Origin of the sequence: Methylobacterium sp. J-088 (assembly GCF_022829295.1) — a bacterium.
Classification (GTDB): Bacteria; Pseudomonadota; Alphaproteobacteria; order Rhizobiales; family Beijerinckiaceae; genus Methylobacterium.
Window position 1 is genome coordinate 124,246 of the sequence record NZ_JAKSYH010000209.1, and the last position, 7,350, is coordinate 131,595.

Below are 7,350 nucleotides of genomic sequence, written 5' to 3' on the forward strand. Positions count from 1 at the left end.
TCACGCGGCCCGCCGCACGCCGTGATCCCCCTGCTGCTGGATCTCGATGAACACCCGGGTCACGTCCGGATTGCGCTGCTTCAGCGCCCGGTCGAGGCGGGTCACGAGGCCCTCGACATCGCCCGCGCTCACGTCATCGACCATGTCGATGCTGAGATTGACGAGGATGTCGGAGGGGCCGAGGTGCTGGGTCAGCACCTCGTTGACGTGGAGCACGCCCGGCTCGGCGCGGGCCAGCTCGAAGATCGCCGCCACGACCTCGGGATCGGCGGCCTCGCCGATCAGCAGGCCATGGGTCTCGACCATCAGAAAGCCGGCCATCCCGATCAGCACGAGGCCGATCCCCACCGAGGCCCAGCCATCGAGGCTCGGCATCTCCAGGATATGACTCGAGGCAACCCCAGCGAGCGCGATCAGCAGGCCGATCAGCGCAGCAGTGTCCTCCGCCAGAACCGTGAACAGCGTCGGGTCCTTGCTGCGCCGGATCGCACGCACGGCCGAGTGCTGTCCCTTCTCGGCCCAGAACTGGCGCATCGCCACGAAGAACGAGGTGCCCTCGGCCACGATGGCGAAGCCCAAGATGCCGACATTCACCCAGATCCCGGGCAGCCGGTAGCCGAAGAGTTCGGCGTCCACGTCCGGCTCGGGGTGGCGGACGCGCTCGATGCCCTCGTAGACTGCGAAGACGCCACCCCCGAGGAAGATCATCAGCGCGACCACGAAGGCGTAGAAGTAGATCTCGCGGCCGTAGCCGAACGGGTGCCGGTCGTCGGCGGGCCGCTCGGACCGCTTCATGCCGACGAGCAGCAGCACCTGATTGGCCGTGTCGACCACCGAATGCACGCCCTCGGCGAGCATCGCGGTCGAGCCGGTCAGTGCCCCACCGACAAACTTCGCCACCGCGATGGCGAGGTTGGCGCCCGCCGCCGCGTAGATCGCCCCCGTGCTCTCGTGCGCCATCCGGTAAACCTCTGCACCCCGATCCGCGCCGCCCAACGGGACACCGCCACGCTCCAGCCGCGGCGGTGCAAGCGTTTCGGTGCGCAGCCGGTTCCCATGTGGACGCAGCTGGGCGGCCCGTGCAACCTGTCGCCGCTCAAGGTTTTTACGGAGGCGGCATGGCCGACGCGCGCTACGACCCCGATAACATCTTCGCCAAGATCCTGCGCGGCGAGATCCCCTGCCACCGCGTCTACGAGGACGCGCAGACGCTGGCCTTCATGGACGTGATGCCCCAGGGCGAGGGCCACACCCTGGTGATCCCCAAGGCGCCGGCCCGGGGCCTGCTCGACGCCGAGCCCGAATCGCTCGCGGCCCTGATGGCGAGCGTCCAGCACGTTGCGCGGGGCGTGCAGGCGGCGTTCCAGGCTGACGGACTCACCGTGTTCCAGTTCAACGAGCCGGCCGGCGGCCAGACCGTGTTCCACCTGCACGTCCACGTCATCCCCCGGCGGGAGGGCGTGCCGCTGAAGCGTCACGAGGGCGGCATGGCCGACAACACGGTCCTGGCCGAGCACGCGGCGCGCATCCGCGCGGCGCTCGAAGCAGAGAGGTAGGCGTCAGGCCGCGCTGGCCGAATCGCCCTGGGCCATGCTGGCGAGCAGCCGGCGCAGGGCGGCGTTCTCGGTCTCCAACTCGCTTACGCGCCGCAGCAGCAGGGTCACGGAGGCATCGGTCGCGACCGGATCGGGCACCGCCGCAGCCGGAGCCCGGGCGGCGTCCTCGAATGTGACGCCGATGCCGTCCTCCCGCCGCCAGCGCAGGGTCGCCCGGTAGGTGCGGTCCTTCTGCGGGATGTAGAGGTCGAACACCTCCGGCAGCGTCGTGGTCTCGCTCATGACGAGGCGCGCGCCGGACGAGGACATGTCGCGCACGAGGCAGTCGAGGCTGGACGACCCGTTGTTGAAGACGATGCGCCCCTTGAGGAAGACCCTCTGGCGCGTCTCTCGGCGGTGCTCCGACATGCGGGCGGCTCCGGAAGGCTGACAATTCGACAGAGTCTGCACGCCAGCTCTTAAGGAATCTTCGTCGGGATACCGGACTCGAGACCTATTTCGCAGCCGAATTTTGATGGAGCGCAGGCGGACGCAGGTTCTCGACTGGGAGCAATGCGGCAGGCCCCTGTTCCGCATTTCTCACGTCCCCGCACACGAGGAGAGAGTGCGCGCGGAACTCCCACTCACGCCGTGAAGCGCCGGTCCACCGTCTGGAACAGGTAGAAGCCATTGAAGCGTACGGCGGTGTCGGCGGCCCGATCGTCGAAATCGAGGGGCTGACGGCTGCCGTCACAGAGCTTGCCGCCGAAAACCCACCGGCCGGCACCGATGAAAGGCGGCACCGTGCTCGCCTCCGGCACCGCACAGCAGAGGCCCTCCTCGCCCTTGAGCTGGAACAGGTTGTAGCTTCGCATTCGAAGTCCTCCGCCTGACCGCCCTCGAAGCCGCCTGTTCCCTGTGCTGGTGTCCACACTGGTAACAATCGGCTTGACCGTGCTCATAATGGCACAATCCGTCGAGTTTGTGACGGTCAAGTTTCGGGGACGTTTCGGTTCAGCTCGTCGATCCAGATGCGCGCCGAGCCGTCCGAGGGCGCGCGCCAGTCGCCCCGGGGCGACAGGGAGCCACCGGCCGAGACCTTCGGGCCGTTCGGGAGTGCCGAGCGCTTGAACTGGCTGAAGCCGAAATAGCGGTTCAGGAACACGCCGAGCCAGCGCCGGATCTCGGGAAGGTCGTAGGCAACCCGCTTGGCTTCGGGGAAGTCCGGCGCCCAGAAGCCATGGTCCTTGTCGCCCCAGGCGTGCAGCGCCAGGAAGGCGATCTTCGAGGGCCGGAACCCGTAGCGCAGCGTGTAGAATAGGTTGAAATCCTGCAGCGCGTAGGGGCCGATCGTGGCCTCCGTGCTCTGCGGGCTGTCGTCCTGGTCCATCGGTACCAGTTCGGGAGAGATCTCGGTGTCGAGGACTGCCTGGAGGGTGCGCGCCTCCTCGGGCCCGACTTCGCCGTTACCGATCGCCCAGCGGATCAGATGCTGGATCAGAGTCTTGGGCACGCCGGCATTGACCGCGTAGTGGCTCATCTGGTCGCCGACGCCGTAGGTGCACCAGCCGAGCGCCAGTTCCGAGAGGTCGCCGGTGCCGACCACGAGGCCACCCGCATGGTTGGCGAGTCGGAACAGGTAGTCGGTGCGCAAGCCCGCCTGCACGTTCTCGAAGGTCACGTCGTAGACCGCCTCGCCCTTGGCGAAGGGGTGGTCCATGTCGGCCAGCATCTGCCTGGCGGCCGGGCGGATATCGATCTCGGCGGCCGTGCAGCCCAGCGCCTTCATGAGCGCATGGGCGTTGGTCTTGGTGGCGTTCGAGGTGGCGAAACCCGGCAGCGTGTAGGCCATGATGTCGGAGCGCGGGTATCCCAGGCGGTCGAACGCCTTGGCGATCACGATCAGTGCGTGGGTCGAATCGAGGCCGCCCGAGACGCCGATGATGGCCTTGCGGGTGCGGGTGGCCTCAAGCCGCTGGGCCAGGCCGGCGACCTGGATGTTGTAGGCTTCGTAGCAATCCTGCGCGAGGCGCGACGGGTCGGCCGGCACGAAGGGGAAGCGCTCGATCCGGCGGATCAGGCCGAGATCGGCCTCGGGCGGGTCCAGCCTGAACGGCACCCGGCGATACGCGAGGGCGTGGCGGCGCGCGTCGTCGTCGAAGCTGCCGGCCTGGAGGCGCTCCTGGGCGATCAGGTCGAGGTCGATATCGGCCATGGTGGCGACCGGCTCTTGCGGGAAGCGCTGGCCCTCGGCGAGGCGCACACCCAGTTCGTCGATGCTGGTCTGGCCGTCCCAGGACAGGTCGGTGGTCGATTCGCCCTGGCCGGCGGCGGCGTAGACATACGCGCAGGCGCCACGCATCGACGCAGCCCGCGACAGCAGTGCGCGCGACTCGGCCCGGCCGACCGTGATCGGGCTGCCCGAGAGGTTCGCCAGCACCGTGGCGCCGGCCAGCGCCGCGCGCATGCCGGGGGGCTCGGGCACCCATAGGTCCTCGCAGATCTCCACGCCGACCACGAGGCCCGGCAGATCCTCGGCCGGGAACAGCAGGTCGGTGCCGAACGGCGCATCGAAGCCCGCGACCCGGATGGTCTCGCCGACGATCCCTGCGCCGGACGCGAAATGGCGCTTCTCGTAGAACTCCCGGTAGTTCGGCAGGAAGGTCTTTGGGATCACGCCGAGCAGGCGGCCGCCCTGGATGGCGAGCGCACAGTTGTAGATCCGGTGACGCCAGCGTAGCGGCGCGCCGACGAGCAGCAGCGGCCGCAGGCCCTCCGATTCGGCGATCACCCGGGCGGCTTCCTCCTCTACGGCATCAAGCAGCGTCTGCTGGAGCAGCAGATCCTCGATCGCGTAGGCCGACAGCCCCAGTTCGGTGAAGACCGCCAGCGCCGCGCCCGCATCGTGGCAGGTCTGCGCGAGGGCGAGCACCGCGTCGGCGTTGCGCGCGGGCTCGGCCGGGTGACTGCGGCCCGTGCAGGCCGCGGCCCGGGCGAAGCCGTGGCGGTAGAGGGAGCGGAATCGCGTCGGCGCGGCGGAGGCGGGTTGAGACACGGGCACCTGTCCGGATGCGGGGTGGCAACCGGTATCATAAGGCATCCGGCTCCGTTCCGGCGACGCATCGTGAATGCCCGAGGCCGGTGGCCGTTCGATGGGTGAAGCTGGCGGGTGCGGACGGCTCCGGACGGTATCGAGTACCAGGGGAACAGGCTTTGAAAGCCTTTCTAGGCAGACCGCCCGCAGAGGGAGCGAGCCATATTGTGTTGGATTGGCCGAGCCCCTCACCGAGTCCCTGGGCGGAGCGCTTCGTCCGCTGCCCGGCGCGAGACGGGGTGGGCCCACATGGTTTCCGCCAGATGGCCCCATGGCAAGCCTCCATTAACGACGAATGGCCTAACTCGGAGCAGCCGCCGCGCACCGGCGGATCCCTGTTTGAGTATCGTTCGAGAACCCATGCGCGCATCGGGACGGCCTCCGTACTCCCACCGTGATCCCGCCCGCCCGGTGCGCGGCGGCGACCGCTCGGGTCTCTCCCTGGGAGCCCTGGCCCATCGGCTGATGGCGCTCCGCGCCAGCCTCACCCGCCGCCTGTCCGGCTCCCCCGCCGGGCTGCCCGCCCGTCCGGCCCACGGCGCTCCCGGGCGCCGGGCCGAGCCGAGCTGGCTGACCACGCCCGCCGCGATGGTCGGGCGCGATATGCCGGAGCGTTCCATGCGTCCGCGCGCTGCCACGCCCGAGCATGTCTGGCCCGACGAGGTCTTCGACGACCGGGCGCGCCTCGATGCGTCGGAGGCACCGGTGTTCGAGAGCCGGATCGACCGCAGCGCCTCCTCGCCGGGCGTGCTGGTGCGCCAGCCGCGCCGGCCCGCCGCGATCGCGCCCGAACAGGCTCCGGACGGTGCCCCCTTGCACGCCCCGGTCCCCGCGCCGCATCCGGCCATGACCGCCTCGGCAGTGCGCTACACCCGCACGCCTGATTCGGTGCTGCAGGAGCGCCGCCAGCGCGCCCTGGAGGCCGAGCGCGTCGCCCTAGAGCGGGCCCGCGCCGAGGCGCAGGCCGCTGCCCTTGCTCAGGAGGCCGAGCGGACCGCCCGCGAGCAGGCGGAGCATGAACAGGCCGAGCGCGCCCGAACCGCCGACGCGCAGGTCGAGCAGGTCGTGGACGCCTCCGTCCTGTCCGATCCCGCCCACGAGGCCGAGGTGGTGCCGCTCTGGCGCCAGCCCTTCGTCGCCCCGCCGGGCGTCCGCTTCTTCCGGACGCCGGACCGCCGCCCGGCCCGGCCCGCCGTCGAGCTGGCCGCATCGACGGCCGTGATCGCCCCGGTGGCGGTAGCATCAATCGCTCTTGAGCCGGCTATCAAAGACATGGTCGCCCAGACGGCCGTCATCGACGAGGCCGCCCTGACGCAGGTCGAGACCGCTATCGAGGCCCCTGCTCGGGACTGGTCCGATCTGCCGGACTGGTCGGGGGTCCAACCCTGGTTCGGCGGCGGCGACTGGTCGTCCGTGGAAGCCTGGGCGGCCCTGGAGCCGCAGCCTGCCGAGGCCGCCCCGGTGCCGGCCACCTTCGAGCCCGCCGTCTCGATGACCCCGGATGCCGTGCAGCCGCCGCGGCCGGTCTACGTGCTCGACCGGCTCGTGCGGTTCGATCAGCCGCCGCGCCCCGCCGATGGACAGGACAACGGCCGGATGCAGGCGCCCGAGACCGTACAGCGGGATGACGCGGACGCCGCGATCCGGAGTGCGTTCCTGCCCTCCGCCCCGACGTCGGCGCCGGCCGGCCTGTCGCTGGTCTTCGGCCCGGGCAGCGCCACGGCTGACTCGCACACCACCGAGGTGCCGACCACCGAGGCGCCGCGTCGCCCCCCGATGCTCAGCGCCATGGCGGCCCGGGCCGCGATCCGCGCCGCCGGCCAGCCGAGTTCCGCACCGGCGCTCCCTCCGGTCCAGGCCGAAGCTGTGGCGGTGGCACCGGCCGTGTCCGGACCGGAGCAGGCCGAGGTTGAGCGCGTGGTGATCCCGATGACCCCGCGTCCAGTCCTGCTCCGGGGCAAGCTGGCACCCCAGCCCGAGTCGGTGCAACCCGAGCCGGTTTCGGCCGAGATCGAGGCCGAAGGCGAGGCTGAGGTCGAAGCCGCGCCCGTCGCGTCCCTGATCGAGCCGGTCGCCGCCGCACCGGTCGTGCTGCCCATGGTTGCGTCCCGGGCGCACCTGATCCCGGCGGGCCGGCATCTGGAGATCGCGTCCATCGAGAATGCCGATTACGAGCTGCCGTCCCTGGAATTGCTCGCCCTGCCGGCCCCCGGCGGCAGCGAGGAAGTCGATGCCGACGTGCTGGAGCAGAACGCCCTCAACCTGCAGCAGACGGTCCAGGATTTCGGCGTGCGGGGCGACATCCTGGCGGTGCGGCCTGGTCCGGTCGTCACCCTGTACGAGTTGGAGCCCGCCCCCGGCACCAAGTCCAGCCGCGTGATCGGCCTGTCGGATGATATCGCCCGGTCCATGTCGGCGGTCTCGGCCCGCGTCGCGGTCGTGCCCGGCCGGAACGTCATCGGCATCGAGCTGCCGAACGAGACCCGCGAGACCGTCTACCTGCGCGAACTCCTCGCCTCGGCCGATTTCGCCGAGAGCAAGCACAAGCTGGCTTTGTGCCTGGGCAAGAACATCGGCGGCGAGCCGATCATCGCCGACCTCGCGCGCATGCCGCACCTGCTGGTGGCCGGTACCACCGGCTCGGGCAAGTCGGTGGCGATCAACACCATGATCCTGTCGCTGCTCTACCGGCTGAAGCCGGAGGAGTGCCGCCTGATCATG

Annotated in this window: 6 protein-coding genes; 2 read left to right on the top strand and 4 right to left on the bottom strand. The window is 70.2% G+C overall.

Annotated elements, in window-relative coordinates; translation table 11 throughout:
* Positions 1 to 960, bottom strand: a complete 960-nt coding sequence (locus tag MKK63_RS23665) for a cation diffusion facilitator family transporter (RefSeq protein WP_244006115.1) — start codon at positions 958 to 960, stop codon at positions 1 to 3.
* Between the two features lie 158 nt (positions 961 to 1,118).
* Here MKK63_RS23665 and MKK63_RS23670 point away from each other — a divergent pair, with 158 nt between their 5' ends.
* Positions 1,119 to 1,556, top strand: coding sequence for an HIT family protein (locus MKK63_RS23670; protein ID WP_244006116.1), 438 nt, complete (start codon positions 1,119 to 1,121; stop codon positions 1,554 to 1,556).
* Positions 1,557 to 1,559: 3 nt separating this feature from the next.
* On the opposite strand, the gene MKK63_RS23675 is transcribed toward MKK63_RS23670, so the two are convergent.
* From MKK63_RS23675 to MKK63_RS23685, 3 genes are all read right to left on the bottom strand, one after another.
* Positions 1,560 to 1,964, bottom strand: coding sequence for a PilZ domain-containing protein (locus tag MKK63_RS23675; RefSeq protein ID WP_244006117.1), 405 nt, complete (start codon positions 1,962 to 1,964; stop codon positions 1,560 to 1,562).
* 215 nt (positions 1,965 to 2,179) lie between these two features.
* Positions 2,180 to 2,410, bottom strand: a complete 231-nt coding sequence (locus MKK63_RS23680) for a hypothetical protein (RefSeq protein ID WP_243919075.1) — start codon at positions 2,408 to 2,410, stop codon at positions 2,180 to 2,182.
* Between the two features lie 116 nt (positions 2,411 to 2,526).
* Positions 2,527 to 4,635 (bottom strand): NAD(+) synthase, encoded by a 2,109-nt coding sequence (locus MKK63_RS23685; RefSeq protein ID WP_279574818.1) that lies wholly within the window; start codon positions 4,633 to 4,635, stop codon positions 2,527 to 2,529.
* Between the two features lie 354 nt (positions 4,636 to 4,989).
* Here MKK63_RS23685 and MKK63_RS23690 point away from each other — a divergent pair.
* A partial coding sequence (locus MKK63_RS23690; protein WP_244006119.1) for a DNA translocase FtsK occupies positions 4,990 to 7,350 on the top strand: 2,361 nt, incomplete at its 3' end.